A 15800-nucleotide genomic window follows, 5' to 3' on the forward strand; every position below is an offset into this window, starting at 1 on the left:
GCGCCCCAAAAGAAAAACCCGCGACGCCGTGCGGCATCGCGGGTTTCGCGGCTTCCCCCGGACAACCGTGGAAGCGAATCTGGTGGGCCCCCCGGGAGTCGAACCCGGCACCAACGAATTATGAGTTCGCTGCTCTAACCAAGCATGAGCTAGGGGCCCAGACGAGAAGCAAAGCGTGCTACACGCCACCCCGGCAACGAGGCCGGGCCGGCATTGTAACAACAAAGACGACAGAGGGAACAAACGCCACCGGCATCATGCGGACACCGGCGGCGTTCGTGGCAGAGACGCTGGAAATCAGTTCCCTTCGAGGAACGACTTCAGCTTGTCGGAACGGCTCGGGTGACGCAGCTTGCGCAGCGCCTTGGCCTCGATCTGACGGATCCGCTCGCGCGTGACGTCGAACTGCTTGCCGACTTCCTCGAGCGTGTGATCGGTGCTCATCTCGATACCGAAACGCATCCGCAGCACCTTCGCCTCGCGCGGCGTCAGCGAATCGAGCACGTCCTTCACGACGTCGCGCATGCTGGCATGCAGCGCAGCATCCGCCGGCGCGACCGTGTTGGTGTCCTCGATGAAGTCACCGAGATGGGAATCGTCGTCGTCGCCGATCGGCGTTTCCATCGAGATCGGCTCCTTCGCGATCTTCATGATCTTGCGGATCTTGTCTTCCGGCATCTCCATCTTCTCGGCGAGCGTGGCCGGATCCGGCTCGAGACCGGTTTCCTGCAGGATCTGCCGCGAGATGCGGTTCATCTTGTTGATCGTTTCGATCATGTGAACCGGAATACGGATCGTGCGCGCCTGGTCCGCGATCGAGCGCGTGATGGCCTGACGGATCCACCACGTCGCATAGGTCGAGAACTTGTAGCCGCGACGGTATTCGAACTTGTCCACTGCCTTCATCAGGCCGATGTTGCCTTCCTGGATCAGGTCGAGGAACTGCAGGCCGCGGTTCGTGTACTTCTTCGCGATCGAGATCACGAGACGCAGGTTCGCCTCGGTCATTTCGCGCTTCGCCTGACGTGCCTTCAGTTCGCCGGCCGCCATCTGGCGGTTGGTTTCCTTCAGGTCCTTCAGCGGCAGCACGACGCGCGCCTGCAGGTCGAGCAGGCGCTGCTGCTGTTCGCGGATCGCCGGGACGTTACGCGACAGCACCGCGCTGTACGAATGGCCTTCCGCGGTGATCTTCTCCGCCCAGTCGAGATCCGTCTCGTTGCCCGGGAAGCGTGCGATGAATTCCGAACGCGGCATGCCGCACTTGTCGACGACGATGTGCAGGATCTGACGCTCGACCTGACGCACTTCGTCCACTTGCGCACGCAGCGTGTCGCACAGACGCTCGACGGTACGCGCGGTGAAGCGGATCGTCATCAGTTCGGTCTGGATCGTTTCCTGCGCCTTCAGGTAGGCCTTCGACTTGTAGCCTTCCTTCTCGAACGCGCGGCGCATCTTGTCGAACCACTCGCTGATCTGCGAGAACTTCTCGAGCGACGCACGCTTGAGGGCTTCGAGTTGGGCGGCGTTCGCCGATGCCTGCGCGGCGCCGTCGTCTTCCTCCTCTTCCTCTTCTTCCTCTTCCTCTTCGGCTTCCTCATCCTCGTTCTCGATGGCTTCCGCTTCCTTCGCGGAGAAGCCGTCCGTATCGGCGGAGTCCGAAGCATTCGGATCGAGCAGGCCGTCGACGAGCTCGTCGACGCGGATCTCTTCGTTCGCGACGCGTTCGGCCATCGCGAGGATGTCGGCGATCGTCGTCGGGCACGCGGAGATGGCCATCACCATGTGGCGCAGGCCGTCCTCGATCCGCTTCGCGATCTCGATTTCGCCTTCGCGCGTGAGCAGTTCGACCGTGCCCATCTCGCGCATGTACATCCGGACCGGATCGGTCGTGCGGCCGAATTCCGAATCGACGGTGGACAGCGCGACTTCCGCTTCCTCCTCGACTTCATCGTCCGACGACGCGGCGGGCGCGTTGTCGTTCAGGAGCAGCGTCTCCGCGTCCGGCGCCTGCTCGTAAACCGCCACGCCCATGTCGTTGAACGTGCCGATGATGCCCTCGAGGGCTTCGGTCTCGGTGAAGTTGTCCGGCAGGTGGTCGTTGATTTCGGCGTACGTGAGGAAGCCGCGCTCCTTGCCGAGCTTGATCAGCGCGCGCAGTTTCACGCGGCGCTCTTCGAGCTCCTCGGCCGTGCCCGGCGTGCTCGTCGCGAACGCTTCCTTCAGCAGCGCCTTTTCCTTGGCGCGACGATCGCGCACCTTGGACTTGCCCGGTGCAGCCGCGGCTGCGGGCTGCTCGTCGCTCTGATTTGCGTCGTCTTCGACGGATACTTCGTTCAGCTTTTTGGTCATGGAGTTCGCCGTACCGGCTATATCGACTCGCGGCTGCTGGACGACAGCCGGTTGAACCGTGGGTGCATGAGTAGTACGTACTGCCGTTTCGTCCGCGTCGGCAGTCGTGTCCCTTGCGCTTTTCGCACTTGCCCGCTTCGCCGCCGGCTTGGCCGGCCCGGAGTCGGGTCTGGCGGCAGCCCGTGTTCTGGCTGCCGGCGCCGGCGCAGCCTGAGCAGTGCCGGCCGCGGTTTTCTTTCCTGCAGGGGCTGACGTGGCTGAAGACGTTGTCCTGGTGGAAGAAGCAGACTTGGCCGCTGTGACCTTTTTGGTCGGCTCCGTCGAGCCCTTGCCCGTTGCTTTCTTTCCGCCTGTCGTCTTTGCCATCGCGATTCTCGCCTCTGCTTGGAAAACAAACCGCTGGAAACCTTATATTATAGCACGCTGGGGAGCCCTCTCTAAGCGCCCCGGCCGCCTACAGCCCGAGCCGACGTTTCATGTCGGTTCGCTGCTGGTTCAATTCCGTCAATTCGGCCAGTTCCTCGGGGGTGAAGGTGGATTGCCGCGCCAGCCTGTCCAGCCGGTCGCAGCAGGCGTCGTAGCGCATCTTGAGTACAGCTGCCTGCAGCTCCTCCCCCGCAATCCGCTCCTGCTCACGCTGCCGTTCGGGCACCGTCTCGTCTTCCGGATTCTGTAACAGCAAATCGCGGACGTTTTCATCATAGTCCAGAATTTCGCGGAAGATTTCCTCGTAAGTCGCCCCATTCGAGGACGTCCTCAGGACATCCGACAGCAGCCGGAACTCCGCGCCGTCGCCCAGCGCACGCGCATGATCGACGACTTCCGCGAACAATTCGCCGATGCGCGGCAGCGCGCGCAGGGTCGCAATCTGTTCGTCGTCGAGCTGCGATGCGATGCGCGGATGCATCACCAGCGTGCGCAGCGCGCGCTTTTCGCTGTCCGTCACGCGACGCCGCTCGCTGCGCGCGGGCGCCTGACGCGGCGGCGCCGCGATACGCGTATCGACGTCCGACAGCGCCGCGACCTCCTCGAACGGGATATCGAGGCGATCGGCGAACATGTGCATGATCTGCGCGCGCAACGCGTTCGCGGGCAGCGCCTGCAACAGCGGCTTCGCATCGAACAGGGCCTTCGCGCGGCCTTCCGGCTGATCGAGCGCCTTGCCGGCAATGGCTTCGTTCAACAGAAATTGCGACAGCGGCATTGCGCGTTCGACCTGCTCGGAGAACGCGTCCGCGCCGAACTCGCGCACGTAGCTGTCCGGATCGTGCTCGGTCGGCAGAAAAAGGAACCGGATCGTCCGGTTGTCGCCCGCATGCGGCAGGCACGCCTCGAGCGCGCGCCGGGCCGCGCGCCGCCCGGCCGAATCGCCGTCGAAACTGAAAATGACGGTGTCGGTCTGTCGCAGCAGCTTCTGCACGTGAATCGGCGTGCACGCGGTGCCGAGCGTCGCGACCGCGTTCGGAAAGCCGAGCTGCGCGAGCGCGACGACGTCCATGTAGCCTTCGACGACCAGCACGTACTTGCGCTCGCGAATCGCGAGCCGCGCCTCGAACAGCCCGTACAGCTCGCTGCCCTTGTTGAACAGCGGCGTTTCCGGCGAGTTCAGGTACTTCGGCTCGCCGCTGCCGAGCACGCGGCCGCCGAAACCGATCACCTGCCCCTTCACGTTGCGGATCGGGAACATGATCCGCTCGCGGAACCGGTCGTAGCGGCGCGCGACGCCCTGCGCGTCGGTTTTCTCGCTGACGATCACGAGCCCCGCCTCGACGAGCGACTCGTCGCGATAGTCGGGGAACGCGGCTTCGAGGTTCTGCCAGCCGTCCGGCGCATAGCCGAGACCGAAGCGCGCGGCGATCTCGCCGGTCAGGCCCCGGTTCTTCAGGTACTGGATCGCGACGGTCGCGCCGCGCAACTGCTTGCGGTAGTAGTCGCACGCCGCGGTCATCGCGTCGGACAGCGCGGTCGCCACCGATTTCGACACGGGCGCCGGATAGTCGCCGCCCCCGCCTCCGCCCCCACCGCCGCGCATCGACGGCTCGTGCGGCACGGTCAGCCCGACGGATTGCGCGAGTTCCTGCACGGCTTCCGGGAACGTGAGCCCCGCGTGTTCCATCAGGAAGCCGATCGCCGTGCCGTGCGCACCGCAACCGAAGCAGTGATAGAACTGCTTGGTCGGGCTGACGGTAAACGACGGACTCTTCTCGTTATGGAACGGGCACAGCCCCATGAAGTTGGCGCCGCCCTTCTTGAGCTGCACGTACCGGCCCACCACGTCGACGATATCGACGCGGTTCAGCAAATCCTGCAGGAACGAATGCGGAATCACCGTGGGATCGAGCGAAAAAAGACAATACGACGCCCGGCGCACGCATCGCTGGGCGCGCCGGGAACGGGTTTTACTTCGTGAGCGCGGCCTTGACCTGCGCGGAAACGGCCGTCATGTCGGCACGGCCGGCGAGCTTGCCCTTCAGCACGCCCATCACCTTGCCCATGTCCTGCGGGCCGGCTGCGCCGGTTTGCGCGACCGCCGCCTGGACCTCGGCCGCCACTTCGGCGTCCGACAGTTGCGCGGGCATGTAGCCGCCCAGCACGGCCAGCTCGGCCTGCTCCTTCGCAACCAGATCGTCGCGGCCGGCCGCCTGGAACTGGCTGATCGAATCCTTGCGCTGCTTGATCATCTTGTCGATCACGGCCGTGATGCCCGCGTCGTCGAGCGTGACCCGGTCATCGACTTCGCGCTGCTTGATCGCGGCCATCAGCAGGCGAATCGTTGCCAGGCGCTCGCTTTCCTTCGCGCGCATCGCGGCCTTCATGTCTTCGCTGATCTGCTCTTTCAAACTCATCTTTCACCCGGGATGGAAACGTGAAACCGACGCCCGCAAATGGGCGTCAACACAAAAACCCGCTTGGGACAGTGTCTCAAGCGGGTTGCTCGAATCCGGCATCGGCGACTCGCCGCCTGATCGGCTGCGCGACCGGACCCGATCGCACGGAGTCGCCGGTGCGCCGCTCAGTGAACCGCGCGGCGCCCAATCGTTCAGTACAGCTTCTTCGGCAGTGTCTGGCTGCGAATACGCTTGTAATGACGCTTCACCGCAGCGGCCTTCTTGCGCTTGCGTTCTGCGGTCGGCTTCTCGTAAAACTCACGCGCACGAAGCTCGGTCAACAGACCATTCTTCTCGATCGTGCGCTTGAAGCGACGCATTGCAACTTCGAACGGCTCGTTCTCTTTAACGCGAATGATCGTCATGATCCGACACGAATAAAGGTTTGCAGGGAAAGACTACCGAGTATAGCAGAGCGATGGGTCAAAGGCACGGACCCCACCCCCGCCAGAACCGTGCCGGCCGGCGCGTCAGGCGCCTCGCGCATACTCGGCCGCGGCCTGCCCGGCCGCCGTGCCGGACGCCCACGCCCACTGGAAGTTGTAGCCGCCGAGCCAGCCCGTCACGTCCACCGCCTCGCCGACGAAGAACAGCCCGGGCACGCGCGCGCTCATCATCGTCGCCGACGACAGGTCGCGCGTATCGACCCCGCCCTTCGTCACTTCGGCCTTCTTGTAGCCCTCGGTGCCGTTCGGCGTCAGCGTCCAGCCGGACAGCGCGTCGCCGATCTGGCGCAGCGTCTTGTCGGGCAGGTCCGCGAGCCGCGCGTCGGCCGCGACGCGATGCGTGTCGAGCCACGCATGCGCGAGGCGCGACGGCACCCAGTCGGCGAGCAGCGAACCGATCTGGCGCTTCGACGTGCGTTTCGCGTCGAGCAGGTCGGCCACCGTGTCGCGCTGCGGCAGCAGGTCGACGCGGATCGGATCGCCGGGCTGCCAGTAGCTCGAGATCTGCAGGATGCCGGGCCCGGACAGCCCGCGATGGGTCAGCAGCAGGTCCTCGACGAATTCGCCGCCGCGCTTTTTGTCGCCGGTCGATACGCGCACTTCGAGCGATACGCCGGACAGCGGCGCGAACGGCGCCCAGTCCTGCGGCGCGAACGTCAGCGGCACGAGCGCGGGCCGCGTATCGACGAGCTTGTGGCCGAACTGCTTCGCGAGCCGGTAGCCGAAGTCGGTCGCGCCGACCTTCGGGATCGACAGGCCGCCGGTCGCGACGATCAGTGCGCGTGCGCCGATCGGGCCGGCCTGCTGCGTGTCGAGCGTAAAGCCGTCGGCCGGCGCATGGCGCACCGCGTCGACGACGACGGGCCGGCGCCACGCGATGCCGCCCGCGTCGCACTCGTGCTTCAGCACGTCGATGATCGCGTCGCTGCCGTGGTCGCAAAAGAGCTGGCCCTTGTGCTTTTCGTGCCAGGTCACGTGATGGCGCTTGAGCAGCCCGAGGAAGTCGCGCGGCGTATAGCGCGCCAGCGCCGAGCGCGCGAAATGCGGATTCGACGACAGGTAGTTGTCGGGGCCAGCGTACAGGTTCGTGAAGTTGCAGCGGCCGCCGCCCGAGATACGGATTTTCTCGGCGAGCCGCGGCGCGTGATCGATCAGCACGACGCGGCGGCCGAGCTGGCCGGCGACCGCGGCGCTCATCATGCCGGCGGCGCCCGCGCCGATCACGGCGATGTCATAGGTTTCCATGGCGCGGATTGTACCTGCCCGGCCTCGGGCCCGGGCCGCGCACGGCGGCGGCCAGCCCCTGCCTGCTATAATTTCGGGTTACGTTGACCTACCCGCGGCGCGTCCGAACCGGCGCGCCCTGCCCTCACCCATGCTCGTTCTCGGCATCGAAAGCTCCTGCGACGAAACCGGCCTCGCGCTCTACGACACGCAGCGCGGCCTGCTCGCGCACGCGCTCCATTCGCAGATCGCGATGCATCGCGAATACGGCGGCGTCGTGCCCGAGCTCGCATCGCGCGACCACATCCGCCGCGCGCTGCCGCTGCTCGAGGAAGTGATGGCGCAAAGCGGCACGCGCCGCGACGACATCGACGCGATCGCGTTCACGCAGGGCCCCGGCCTCGCGGGCGCGCTGCTGGTCGGCGCGAGCATCGCGAATGCGCTCGCGCTCGCGTGGAACAAGCCGACCGTCGGCATCCATCATCTCGAAGGCCACCTGCTGTCGCCGTTGCTGGTCGACGCGCCGCCGCCGTTCCCGTTCGTCGCGCTGCTGGTTTCCGGCGGCCACACGCAGTTGATGCGCGTGACCGACGTCGGCGTGTACGAGACGCTCGGCGAAACGCTCGACGACGCGGCCGGCGAAGCGTTCGACAAGACCGCGAAACTGATCGGCCTCGGCTACCCGGGCGGCCCCGAAGTATCGAAGCTCGCCGAAACGGGCACGCCGGGCGCGGTCGTGCTGCCGCGCCCGATGCTGCATTCGGGTGATCTCGACTTCAGCTTCAGCGGCCTGAAGACGGCCGTGCTCACGCAGATGAAGAAATTCGAAGCGGCGAAGCTCGACGGCGAAGCACTCGAACGCGCGAAGGCCGATCTTGCGCGCGGCTTCGTCGATGCGGCCGTCGACGTGCTCGTCGCGAAGTCGCTCGCCGCGCTGAAGCGGACGAAGCTCAAGCGCCTCGTGGTCGCGGGCGGCGTCGGCGCGAACCGCCAGTTGCGCGCCGCCCTGTCGGCGGCCGCGGCCAAGCGCGGCTTCGACGTGCACTACCCCGATCTCGCACTGTGCACCGACAACGGCGCGATGATCGCGCTCGCGGGTGCGCTGCGGCTCGGCCGCTGGCCTGAACAGGCGAATGCCGATTACGCATTCACGGTGAAGCCGCGCTGGGATCTCGCGTCGCTCGCAAGCTGAATCGCGCCACGCGACGCCCCAGGCAGGAAAACGAAAAGGCCGCTCGGTTTCGAGCGGCCTTCGTCATTGGCGCGACATAACGCCGCGGCGTTATGCGGTCAACCGCTTGTCGCGCTCGATCAGCGCATACGCGCTGTGATTGTGGATCGACTCGAAGTTCTCGGCTTCGAGCACGTACGCGATCACGCGCTCGTCCGCATCGAGACGTTGCGCGACGTCACGCACGAGATCCTCGACGAACTTCGGGTTCTCGTAGGCACGCTCGGTGACGAACTTCTCGTCCGGACGCTTCAGCAGCCCCCACAGTTCGCACGACGCTTCCTCTTCCGCGATGCGGATCAGCGCCTCGACCGGCAGATCGGCGGCCAGCTCCGCATCGATCGTCACGTGCGAGCGCTGGTTGTGCGCGCCGTACTGCGAGATCTTCTTCGAGCACGGGCACAGGCTCGTCACCGGCACGAGCACCTTCAGGAACACGCGCGTGTCGCCGTTGCGGCTTTCGCCCGTGAGCGTCACTTCATAGTCGAGCAGGCTCTGCACGCCGGACACCGGCGCCGTCTTGTTCACGAAGTACGGGAACGTGACTTCGATGCGGCCGGCCTCGGCTTCGAGCTTCACGAGCATCGATGCGAGCATCGCGCGGAAGCGCTCGACCGTCAGCGGCGCGCGATTCTCTTCGAGCAGCGCGACGAAGCGCGACATGTGCGTGCCCTTCTGATCGGCCGGCAGACGGACGTCGAGGTTCCAGACACCGACCGTCGGTTGCACGTCGCCGCTTTCGGTACGCACCGTCAACGGATGCCGAACCGCCTTCACGCCCACGCGCTGAATCGGGATCTGACGGATATCCACCGTGCTCTGCACGTCGGGCATCACGAAGGCGGGATTCATCTGGTTCATTTGTTCAATCCTTGTAAGCCGCGCGTCCGACGACGCGCACGCCGCATCATGCGGCGGCCGGAAAAGCAACATGGGCCCGCAGGCCCATGTTTTCCGCATCAATGAAGACCGGTTGCGCCAGTCGCACCGACGCCGCCCGCGGGCGGCGTCAGCTTACGCGACGCGCTTCGCCTGACCGGCGACATCGGCCGCCGGATTCAGAAAGCGTTCGCGAATCGATTTCGCGATGCCCGCGCCGTCGAGGCCGCATTGCGACAGCAGCTTCGCGGGGTCGCCATGATCGATGAACAGGTCAGGGAGGCCCAATTGTAGTACGGGTCGGATAACCCCACTCTCCATCAGGGCTTCGACGCAGGCCGAGCCCGCGCCACCCATCACGCAGCCTTCCTCGACCGTGACGACGTAGTCGTGCGTTTCGGCGAGCTCGCGCACGAGCGCCGCGTCGATCGGCTTCACGAAGCGCATGTTCGCGACCGTTGCATCGAGCTCCTCGGCAGCGGCGAGCGACGGCGCCACCATCGTGCCGAACGCGAGGATCGCGACGCGCTTGCCTTCCGGCTGCGACGTGCGGCGCCGCACTTCGCCCTTGCCGAGCGGGATCTCGGTGAATTCCTTCACCGTCGCCACGCCCGTGCCCGCGCCGCGCGGATAGCGCACCGCGGTCGGGTTCGGCTGCTGCAGCGCCGTGTGCAGCATCTGGCGGCATTCGTTCTCGTCGGATGCGGCCATGATCGTCATGTTCGGGATGCAGCGCATGAACGCGAGATCGTACGCGCCCGCATGCGTCGCGCCGTCCGCGCCGACGAGGCCCGCGCGGTCGATCGCGAACACGACCGGCAGGTTCTGCAGCGCGACGTCGTGGATCAGCTGGTCGTACGCACGTTGCAGGAACGTCGAGTAGATCGCGACGACGGGCTTCAGCCCTTCGGTCGCAAGACCGCCGGCGAACGTCACCGCATGCTGCTCGGCGATGCCGACGTCGTAGTAGCGATCCTTGAAGCGCTTCTCGAATTCGACCATGCCCGAGCCTTCGCGCATCGCGGGCGTGATGCCGACCACGCGCGTATCGCGCTCGGCTTCGTCGCACAGCCACTCGCCGAACACCTGCGTGTACGTCTTCTTCGCAGGCGTGGTCGACGGCTTGATGCCTTCGGCCGGATTGAACTTGCCGGGGCCGTGATAGAGCACGGGATCGGCTTCGGCGAGCTTGTAGCCCTGGCCTTTCTTCGTCACCACGTGCAGGAACTGCGGGCCGCGCAGTTCGCGGATGTTCTGCAGCGTCGGGATCAGCGAATCGAGATCGTGACCGTCGATCGGGCCGATGTAGTTGAAGCCGAATTCCTCGAACAGCGTGGCCGGCACGACCATGCCCTTCGCGTGCTCCTCGAGCTTGCGCGCGAGTTCGAGCACCGGCGGCGCCACGCTCAGCACGCGCTCGACGCCCGCGCGCGCGGCCGCATAGAAGCGGCCCGACATCAGGCGCGCGAGATGGCGATTCAGCGCGCCGACCGGCGGCGAGATCGACATGTCGTTGTCGTTCAGGATCACGAGCACTTTCGCATCTTCCGACACGCCCGCGTTGTTCATCGCCTCGAACGCCATGCCGGCCGTCATCGCGCCGTCGCCGATCACGGCGATCGAGAAGCGGTCGTCGCCATTCAGCTGGCTGCCGATCGCCATCCCGAGCGCGGCCGAGATCGACGTGCTCGAGTGCGCGGTGCCGAACGTGTCGTATTCCGACTCCGAACGGCGCGGGAAACCCGAGATGCCGTCCTGCTGACGCAGCGAGTGCATCTGGTCGCGGCGGCCCGTCAGGATCTTGTGCGGGTAGGTCTGGTGACCCACGTCCCAGACGATGCGATCGTTCGGCGTGTTGAACACGTAGTGCAACGCGATCGTCAGCTCGACCGTCCCGAGGTTGGACGACAAATGGCCGCCCGTCTTCGACACGCTGTCGAGCACGAACGCGCGCAGTTCATCCGCGAGCGGTTGCAGTTGGCGACGATCGAGGCGGCGCAAATCCGCCGGGTCGTCGATGGTTTTCAGCAAGTCGTACATCGTCGTTCCATTGTAGGAAATCAAACGCGCCCGCATTCTTTTGCACGCACCGTAGCGTGTGCGCGGCGGCGGGCTTTCGCGTCAGCTGACCCGGTTCACTACCAGGTCGGCAAGTTCGGCGAGACGCTGTGCGCGTGCGCCGAACGGTTTCAGCGCGTCGTGCGCTTCGGCGCGCAGCTGCGCTGCCAGCTCGCGCGACGCCTCGAGACCGAGGATCGATACATAGGTCGGCTTGTCGTTCGCCGCGTCCTTGCCGGCCGTCTTGCCGAGCGTCGCCGAATCGGTCGTGACGTCGAGAATGTCGTCGACGACCTGAAAGGCCAGGCCCACGGCGCCCGCGTAAACATCCAGCGCGGCCATCGTTTCCGCCGACGGCGTCTCGCCGGCCAGCGCGCCCATCCGCACGGCCGCGCGCAGCAAAGCGCCCGTCTTCATCCGGTGCATCGTCTCGAGCTGTTCGCGCGTCAGCTTCAGGCCGACGCTCGCCAGGTCGATCGCCTGCCCGCCGGCCATGCCGATCGAGCCGCTCGCGAGCGCCAGCTCGCGCACCAGCGCCGCTTGCTGCACCGGCGACAGCGCATCGGCGTCGGTCAGCGCGACGAACGCCTGCGACTGCAGCGCGTCGCCGACCAGCAGCGCCGTCGGTTCGTCGTACTGTACGTGCACGGTCGGCTTGCCGCGACGCAGCGCGTCGTCGTCCATGCACGGCATGTCGTCGTGCACGAGCGAGTAGACGTGGATCATCTCCAGCGCCGCCGCCGCCGCGTTGCGCGCCGCTTCGGTCGCGCCGGTCAGTTCGCCTGCTGCATGGCACAGCAGCGGGCGAACGCGTTTGCCGCCACCGAGGACCGCATAGCGCATCGCCTCGTGAAGTTTCGCGGGCGTCGCGGTTTCAGTCGGCAGATAGTGGCCGAGTGCGTCCTCGACACGGTCAAGCACGGACCGCATCCATTGTTCGAATGTCATAGATCGTCGTCTTCGCCGTCCGTGGCGGCCGTTCCGGACGAAAGCGGCTTCAGCGTCGCGCCGTCGAGCACGCGAACCTGCTGCTCCACTTTCTCGAGCTGCTGTTGGCAAAACGCAACGAGGGTCGCACCGCGGCGATACGCCGCCAGCGAATCCTCGAGGCTCAACGCGCCGCCTTCCATCCGGGCAACCAGCGTCTCGAGTTCCGCGAGCGCCATCTCGTAATTGTCCGGCAACGGTTCGGTGCCGTTGCCGGGCGGCGTGGCGCCTGGGGATGCGGTTTTCGCCATGGACGAGGTGTCAAATTTCAAAACAAGTCGGACATTCTACGGCAAAAGAGAATTTTCCGACCTGCCGTCGTGGGCGCCCGCGCACAATTCCGGCCCCATCTACGACGCACAGTGTGCGCCTTGGGACGGTCGCCCGACAAAAAATTGACACAAATCAGGCACTTAATCCTAGCCTTGCGGGGCGAACCGGGTATAATTGTCCGTTTCCCTAAATCGATTTTTCGATGGTTGGGTTGTTCACTGCTTTCACGCTAACACCGGGAGTGGGAATGTCCAATCTGAGCGATGCGCTTCAGTTGAAGTCGGCCCACAGCCAGCTTCCAGTCACTGCATATTTCGATGAGGCGCTACTCGAGCGCGAGATCGAAACCCTCTTCAAGAAAGGTCCTCGTTACGTCGGGCACGAGTTGATGGTGCCCGAGGCGGGAGACTATTTTGCGCTGCCGTCCGAGAAGGAAGGCCGCGTGCTGGTCCGCAACCAGACGAACCAGATCGAGCTGCTGTCGAACGTGTGCCGCCACCGGCAGGCGATCATGCTCAACGGGCGCGGCCATGCGCAGAACATCGTGTGTCCGCTGCACCGCTGGACGTACGACCTCGAAGGCCAGTTGCTCGGCGCGCCGCACTTCCCCGACAAGCCGTGCCTGAACCTCGGCAAGAGCCCGCTGCAGAACTGGCAGGGGCTGCTGTTCGAGGCCGAGGGCCGCAACGTCGCGCGCGATCTCGCGAACCTCGGCACGAAGCATCACTTCGACTTCGCCGAGTACCAGTTCGATCACGTCGAAGTGCACGAGTGCGACTACAACTGGAAGACGTTCATCGAGGTCTACCTCGAGGATTACCACGTCGTCCCGTTCCACCCCGGCCTCGGCAGCTTCGTGTCGTGCGACGATCTCAAATGGGAGTTCGGCGACTGGTACAGCGTGCAGACGGTCGGCGTGCACAACGCCCTCGCGAAACCGGGCAGCACGACTTACCAGAAATGGCACGAGCAGGTGCTGAAGTTCCGCAACGGCGTGCCGCCGGAGTTCGGCGCGATCTGGATGGTCTACTACCCGGGCCTGATGATCGAGTGGTATCCGCACGTGCTGGTCGTGTCGTGGCTGATTCCGCGCGGGCCGCAGAAGACGACCAACATCGTCGAGTTCTATTACCCCGAGGAAATCGCGCTGTTCGAACGCGAATTCGTCGAGGCCGAGCGTGCCGCCTATATGGAAACGGCCGTCGAGGACGACGAGATCGCGATGCGGATGGACGCGGGCCGCCGTGCGCTGATGGCCCGTGGCGAGTCGCAGGTCGGCCCGTACCAGAGCCCGATGGAAGACGGGATGCAGCACTTCCACGAGTTCCTGCGCCGCCACCTCGGCGGCCTCTGACAGCGGCTGCGGCGCGTTGACGCCGCGCGGCATCCGGCAGACGAAAAGACGGGCTTCGGCCCGTCTTTTTTTGTTTAGACTTGGAGTGTCAGGCCATTTGCACTCCAGGGAGTCGTCATGCCACACACTCATTACACCACGCTCATCTCCGCCGCCAATCTCGCCGAGCGCCTGGCCGCGGCGCCCGGCAGCGTCGCGCTGTTCGACTGCCGCTTCGATCTCGCCGATCCCGGCGCCGGCGAAGCCGCCTACGCGGCCGGTCACCTCCCCGGCGCGCACTATCTTCATCTCGATCGCGACCTGTCAGGCCGCAAGACGGGCACCAACGGCCGCCATCCGCTGCCGACCCGCGACGCGCTCGCGACGCTGCTCGCCAGCCGCGGCCTCAAGCAGGGTCAGCAGGTCGTCGCGTACGACGCGCAAGGCGGCGCCTATGCGGCGCGCCTGTGGTGGCTGCTGCGCTGGCTCGGCCACGATTCGGTCGCCGTGCTCGATGGCGGCCTGCAGGCCTGGGAAGCGGCCGGCCAGCCGCTGGCGACCGACGTGCCGCACCCGGCCGCCGGCGACTTCCGCTCGGCCACGCCGCTCGAATCGACCGTCGATGCGGCGGCCGTGCTCGCGAACGTGTCGTCGCCCGCGCGCGTCGTGATCGATGCCCGCGCACCGGATCGCTATCGCGGCGAAAACGAAACGATCGATCGGGTGGGCGGGCACATTCCGGGCGCGCGCAACCGCTTCTTCAAGGACAACCTGACCGCCGACGGCCGCTTCAAGACCGGCCATGAATTGCGCGAGGCATTCACCACCGTGCTGGCCGGCACCGAGCCGAACCGCGTGATCCTGCAATGCGGCTCCGGCGTCACCGCATGCCACAACGCGCTGGCGCTGGAAGTGGCCGGCCTGCACGGCGCGTCGCTGTACCCGGGCTCGTGGAGCGAATGGAGCGCCGATCCGTCGCGGCCGATCGCGACCGGCCCGAATCCTTGAGCACCCGCGCGGCGCGACGACGATGATGCGGCGGCCATTGCCGCCGCTCGTCGCTTACATCACGCCGTACTTGTGGAACCATTCGATCGCGCGCTTCCAGCCGTCCTCGGCATCGCCCTTCACGTAACTCGGCCGGTAGTCGGCGAAGAACGCGTGACCGGCATCCGGATACACGACGATCTCCGATTCGCGCGCGCGCTTCGAGTCGCTCGCCTGGATCGCCTTGCGCATGTCCGCGAGCGACGCCTGCGTGATGTTCTGATCCTTCTCGCCATACAGCCCGAGCACCGGCACCTTCAGCAACGACGCATGGTCGACCGGATTGAACGGCGTCATCTCGTCGGTCTTGCCTTCGACGAACCCGTACCACGCGACGGCGGCCAACACGTGCGGATTGTGTTCCGCATACAGCCATGCCTGGCGGCCACCCCAGCAGAACCCCGTCACGCCGAGACGCGACAGGTCGCCGCCGTTCTTGCCGGCCCATGCGGCGGTCGCATCGAGATCCTCCGTCACCTGCCGGTCCGGCACCTTGCTGATGATGTGGTCGTACAGCTCCTTCATCGTCGGATACTTCGCCGCATTGCCCTGCCTGGCGAACAGGTCGGGCGCGATCGCGAGATAGCCGAGCTTCGCGAAGCGCCGGCACACGTCGGCGATATGCGCGTGGACGCCGAAGATCTCGTGGATCACGATCACGACCGGCAGGTTCGTCTTGTCGATCGGCTGGGCGCGATACGCCGGAATACTCGCATCGCCCGAGCGGATCTCGATGGTGTCGACGTCCAGCCCGGCGCTGTCGGTCGTGACCGTCTGCGCCGACACGGGCAGCACGGCCGCCGCGAAGGTGCCGCCGAGCGCAGCCTGCATGAACTTGCGGCGCGAAAACGGGACGTGGGGGACCAGGCTGTCGACTTCGGGTTTCAACATGAATGCACTCCTCGATTGGGCGCCGCCGTCACGATCGCGGATACGGCATGACGGGGCATCGCACCGGCGCGCGGCGCGGAAGTCGCGGCGGTTGGCACCCCGCCGCAAACGAAAACCCGGACAAGATGCCCAATAATCCGTTGTCGCGTCAACTGTCGGATGTGTAAGACTCGATTACGACGCGCGGCGGCACG

At 65.8% G+C, this 15800-nt stretch carries 13 protein-coding genes and 1 tRNA gene; 3 read left to right on the top strand and 11 right to left on the bottom strand.

The window, feature by feature from the left end:
• Window positions 1-80: 80 nt before the first annotated feature.
• The 6 genes from J8I33_RS16875 to J8I33_RS16900 form a co-directional block, all read right to left on the bottom strand.
• Window positions 81-159: transfer RNA gene (locus tag J8I33_RS16875), tRNA-Ile, on the bottom strand.
• A gap of 138 nt (window positions 160-297) precedes the next feature.
• Entirely contained in the window at window positions 298-2715 is a 2418-nt protein-coding gene (gene rpoD, locus J8I33_RS16880) for an RNA polymerase sigma factor RpoD (protein ID WP_080334133.1), read from the bottom strand.
• Between the two features lie 88 nt (window positions 2716-2803).
• Window positions 2804-4678: a DNA primase gene (dnaG, locus tag J8I33_RS16885; RefSeq protein ID WP_124553982.1), complete on the bottom strand. Its 1875-nt coding sequence runs from the start codon at window positions 4676-4678 to the stop codon at window positions 2804-2806.
• A gap of 70 nt (window positions 4679-4748) precedes the next feature.
• On the bottom strand, window positions 4749-5195 hold the full coding sequence (locus J8I33_RS16890; protein WP_050011331.1) for a GatB/YqeY domain-containing protein: 447 nt from the start codon (window positions 5193-5195) through the stop codon (window positions 4749-4751).
• Between the two features lie 194 nt (window positions 5196-5389).
• Complete coding sequence (rpsU, locus tag J8I33_RS16895; RefSeq protein ID WP_006479415.1) at window positions 5390-5602, bottom strand: 30S ribosomal protein S21; 213 nt, start codon at window positions 5600-5602, stop codon at window positions 5390-5392.
• 105 nt (window positions 5603-5707) lie between these two features.
• Window positions 5708-6937 carry an NAD(P)/FAD-dependent oxidoreductase gene (locus J8I33_RS16900; protein ID WP_348636018.1) on the bottom strand — a complete coding sequence of 410 codons (1230 nt, stop codon included), beginning with the start codon at window positions 6935-6937 and terminating at the stop codon, window positions 5708-5710.
• Window positions 6938-7058: 121 nt separating this feature from the next.
• On the opposite strand from J8I33_RS16900, the gene tsaD reads away from it, so the two are divergent.
• The gene (tsaD, locus tag J8I33_RS16905; protein WP_050011333.1) at window positions 7059-8099 is read left to right on the top strand and encodes a tRNA (adenosine(37)-N6)-threonylcarbamoyltransferase complex transferase subunit TsaD; all 1041 of its coding nucleotides are present in this window, start codon (window positions 7059-7061) and stop codon (window positions 8097-8099) included.
• 90 nt (window positions 8100-8189) lie between these two features.
• Here the strand turns inward: tsaD and folE2 are convergent, their stop codons facing one another.
• The 4 genes from folE2 to J8I33_RS16925 form a co-directional block, all read right to left on the bottom strand.
• Window positions 8190-8999 carry a GTP cyclohydrolase FolE2 gene (gene folE2, locus J8I33_RS16910; RefSeq protein WP_124553981.1) on the bottom strand — a complete coding sequence of 270 codons (810 nt, stop codon included), beginning with the start codon at window positions 8997-8999 and terminating at the stop codon, window positions 8190-8192.
• A 153-nt stretch (window positions 9000-9152) separates the two neighbouring features.
• Complete coding sequence (gene dxs, locus J8I33_RS16915) at window positions 9153-11057, bottom strand: 1-deoxy-D-xylulose-5-phosphate synthase (RefSeq protein ID WP_050011335.1); 1905 nt, start codon at window positions 11055-11057, stop codon at window positions 9153-9155.
• Between the two features lie 81 nt (window positions 11058-11138).
• A complete protein-coding gene (locus J8I33_RS16920; protein ID WP_209938248.1) occupies window positions 11139-12023 on the bottom strand; it encodes a polyprenyl synthetase family protein in 885 nt (294 codons plus the stop codon).
• The gene (locus J8I33_RS16925) at window positions 12020-12313 is read right to left on the bottom strand and encodes an exodeoxyribonuclease VII small subunit (RefSeq protein WP_006479428.1); all 294 of its coding nucleotides are present in this window, start codon (window positions 12311-12313) and stop codon (window positions 12020-12022) included. The genes J8I33_RS16920 and J8I33_RS16925 overlap by 4 nt, the downstream gene beginning before the upstream one ends.
• A gap of 269 nt (window positions 12314-12582) precedes the next feature.
• Here J8I33_RS16925 and J8I33_RS16930 point away from each other — a divergent pair, with 269 nt between their 5' ends.
• Together J8I33_RS16930 and J8I33_RS16935 are read left to right on the top strand one after the other, a co-directional pair.
• Window positions 12583-13689, top strand: coding sequence for an aromatic ring-hydroxylating dioxygenase subunit alpha (locus J8I33_RS16930; protein ID WP_050011337.1), 1107 nt, complete (start codon window positions 12583-12585; stop codon window positions 13687-13689).
• Window positions 13690-13806: 117 nt separating this feature from the next.
• Window positions 13807-14676, top strand: a complete 870-nt coding sequence (locus tag J8I33_RS16935) for a sulfurtransferase (RefSeq protein ID WP_209938250.1) — start codon at window positions 13807-13809, stop codon at window positions 14674-14676.
• A 54-nt stretch (window positions 14677-14730) separates the two neighbouring features.
• On the opposite strand, the gene J8I33_RS16940 is transcribed toward J8I33_RS16935, so the two are convergent.
• Window positions 14731-15606 carry a dienelactone hydrolase family protein gene (locus J8I33_RS16940; protein ID WP_050011339.1) on the bottom strand — a complete coding sequence of 292 codons (876 nt, stop codon included), beginning with the start codon at window positions 15604-15606 and terminating at the stop codon, window positions 14731-14733.
• Between the last annotated feature and the right edge of the window lie 194 nt (window positions 15607-15800).

Source organism: Burkholderia sp. AcTa6-5, assembly GCF_017815075.1.
GTDB classification, from domain to species: Bacteria; Pseudomonadota; Gammaproteobacteria; order Burkholderiales; family Burkholderiaceae; genus Burkholderia; species Burkholderia sola.

Excerpts from the sequence above, each read along its gene's own strand:
- J8I33_RS16890 (WP_050011331.1), bottom strand. The coding sequence starts at position 5,195 with ATGAGTTTGAAAGAGCAGATCAGCGAAGACATGAAGGCCGCGATGCGC.
- J8I33_RS16940 (WP_050011339.1), bottom strand. The coding sequence starts at position 15,606 with ATGTTGAAACCCGAAGTCGACAGCCTGGTCCCCCACGTCCCGTTTTCG.
- folE2 (WP_124553981.1), bottom strand. The coding sequence starts at position 8,999 with ATGAACCAGATGAATCCCGCCTTCGTGATGCCCGACGTGCAGAGCACG.
- rpsU (WP_006479415.1), bottom strand. The coding sequence starts at position 5,602 with ATGACGATCATTCGCGTTAAAGAGAACGAGCCGTTCGAAGTTGCAATG.
- rpoD (WP_080334133.1), bottom strand. The coding sequence starts at position 2,715 with ATGGCAAAGACGACAGGCGGAAAGAAAGCAACGGGCAAGGGCTCGACG.
- tsaD (WP_050011333.1), top strand. The coding sequence starts at position 7,059 with ATGCTCGTTCTCGGCATCGAAAGCTCCTGCGACGAAACCGGCCTCGCG.
- dxs (WP_050011335.1), bottom strand. The coding sequence starts at position 11,057 with ATGTACGACTTGCTGAAAACCATCGACGACCCGGCGGATTTGCGCCGC.
- J8I33_RS16930 (WP_050011337.1), top strand. The coding sequence starts at position 12,583 with ATGTCCAATCTGAGCGATGCGCTTCAGTTGAAGTCGGCCCACAGCCAG.
- J8I33_RS16935 (WP_209938250.1), top strand. The coding sequence starts at position 13,807 with ATGCCACACACTCATTACACCACGCTCATCTCCGCCGCCAATCTCGCC.
- J8I33_RS16920 (WP_209938248.1), bottom strand. The coding sequence starts at position 12,023 with ATGACATTCGAACAATGGATGCGGTCCGTGCTTGACCGTGTCGAGGAC.
- J8I33_RS16925 (WP_006479428.1), bottom strand. The coding sequence starts at position 12,313 with ATGGCGAAAACCGCATCCCCAGGCGCCACGCCGCCCGGCAACGGCACC.